This window comes from uncultured Arenimonas sp., from assembly GCF_963976025.1.
Taxonomy (GTDB): Bacteria; Pseudomonadota; Gammaproteobacteria; order Xanthomonadales; family Xanthomonadaceae; genus Arenimonas.
On record NZ_CAXBJS010000283.1, the window covers coordinates 1 to 1,709 of the forward strand.

Sequence of the window (1,709 nt, forward strand, 5' to 3'; positions counted from 1 at the left end):
GGGCATTGGTCTGGTCGCGAAATCCGGCGTAGACCGCATCGGCGCCGGCGTCGATTGCCGCGCGCAGGGCCGGCAGGTTGCCGGCGGGGCAGACCAGTTGCATCACCTTCTCCTGGAATGAATCCGCGCCATGCTGCGCCCTGTCCATCCGCCGCGTCATTGACCTGGGTCAGTTCGCATTGGGTGGAAGGGGGTGAGGATGGGTTCCCTCGCCGCCGCGTATGGAAGACCCCCATGACCCGATTCCACCAAACCACCCTGCTCGCGGTCCTGCTGGCCACCACGCCGGGCCTCGCGGGCTCAAGCGACGCGGCGCCCGGACATGAGGAACATGCCGCCGCCCCGTCCGAAGACGTGCACGAGCCACACGCCGCGCACGGCGCCATCGATGAGTCCCTGCCGGCCCGGCGCTGGACACCCGACGCGCCCCTGAGCCGCGGCATGCAGCGTGTACGCGCCGCCACGGCGACGCTCGACCACGGCAGCCACGCCCACCTCGATGACGCCCAGGTGCGCAACATCGCCGCCGAACTCAAGTCGGCCGTGGACATGATGTTCGCCGAGTGCAAGCTCGAGCCCGAGCCGGATGCTGCGCTGCACCCGCTACTTGCGCGCGTGCTGGTGGCCAGCAATACCCTTTCCGAATCCGGCTTCGACGCGGACGCGCTGGCGGAACTGCAGGCTGTTGTGGCCCGCTATCCGCTGCTGTTCGACGATCCGACCTGGAGTGCGTCCCAGAGCGACTGAACCCGGCGTTCGATGGCCGGGTCGGGCACGATCGGCTCGCTCCAGGGCCGGCTTGTTTCGCCAGGCAGCTTGCGCGTGGCGTCCAGGCCCAGCTTCGAACCGAGGTTGGGCACGGGGCTGGAGAAGTCGAGGTAATCGATCGGCGTGTTTTCCACCAGCAGGCTGTCGCGCGCCGGGTCCACGCGCGTGGACAGTGCCCAGAGCACCTGCGACCAGTCGCGCACGTCGATGTCGTCGTCGGTGACGATCACGAACTTGGTGTAGGTGAACTGGCGCAGGTAGGACCAGATGCCCATCATGATCCGGCGCGCGTGGCCGGGATACTGCTTGCGGATGCTGACCACCGCTATCCGGTAGGAACACGCTTCCGGCGGCAGGAAGAAGTCGACGATCTCCGGAAACACCTTGCGCAGGATCGGCACGAACACCTCGTTGAGCGCCGAGCTGAGCACCGAAGGCTCGTCTCCGGGCGACCGGCCCATGTAGCTGCCGTGGTAGATCGCGTCGCGGCGCATGCGCAGCCGCTTCACCGTGAAGACGGGGAACTCGCCCTGGGCGTTGTAGTAGCCGGTGTGGTCGCCGAAGGGGCCCTCGAGCGCGGCATCGCCCGGTTCGATAAAACCCTCGAGCAGGATCTCCGAGCCGGCCGGGGCATCCAGCCCGGTCAGTGTGCTGTGCCAGACCCGTGTACGCGCACCCCGCAGCAGGCCGGCGAACTCGTACTCCGAGAGGGTGTCGGGCACCGGCGCCACCGCGGCCAGCATCGTCGCCGGATCGGCCCCGATCGCCACCAGCAACGGGAAGGGCTTGCCGGGATGTGCGGCCCGGAAGTCGGCGAAATCCAGCGCGCCGCCGCGGTGCGGCAGCCAGCGCATGATGACCCGGTTGCGGTCCAGCAACTGCTGGCGGTAGATCGCGACGTTCTGCCGTGGCTGGCGCGTGCCACGCGTGACCACCAGGCC

Annotated in this window: 2 protein-coding genes; one reads left to right on the top strand and one right to left on the bottom strand. The window is 68.5% G+C overall.

Annotated features, from left to right (window positions below; genetic code table 11):
• Window positions 1-234 precede the first annotated feature (234 nt).
• Window positions 235-747, top strand: a complete 513-nt coding sequence (locus AACZ35_RS14120; RefSeq protein WP_339830396.1) for a DnrO protein — start codon at window positions 235-237, stop codon at window positions 745-747.
• Here AACZ35_RS14120 and AACZ35_RS14125 read toward each other — a convergent pair.
• Window positions 696-1,709: UbiD family decarboxylase (locus AACZ35_RS14125; RefSeq protein ID WP_339830399.1), on the bottom strand; the 1,014-nt coding region annotated here is incomplete at its 5' end. The two genes, AACZ35_RS14120 and AACZ35_RS14125, sit on opposite strands and share 52 nt — an antisense overlap.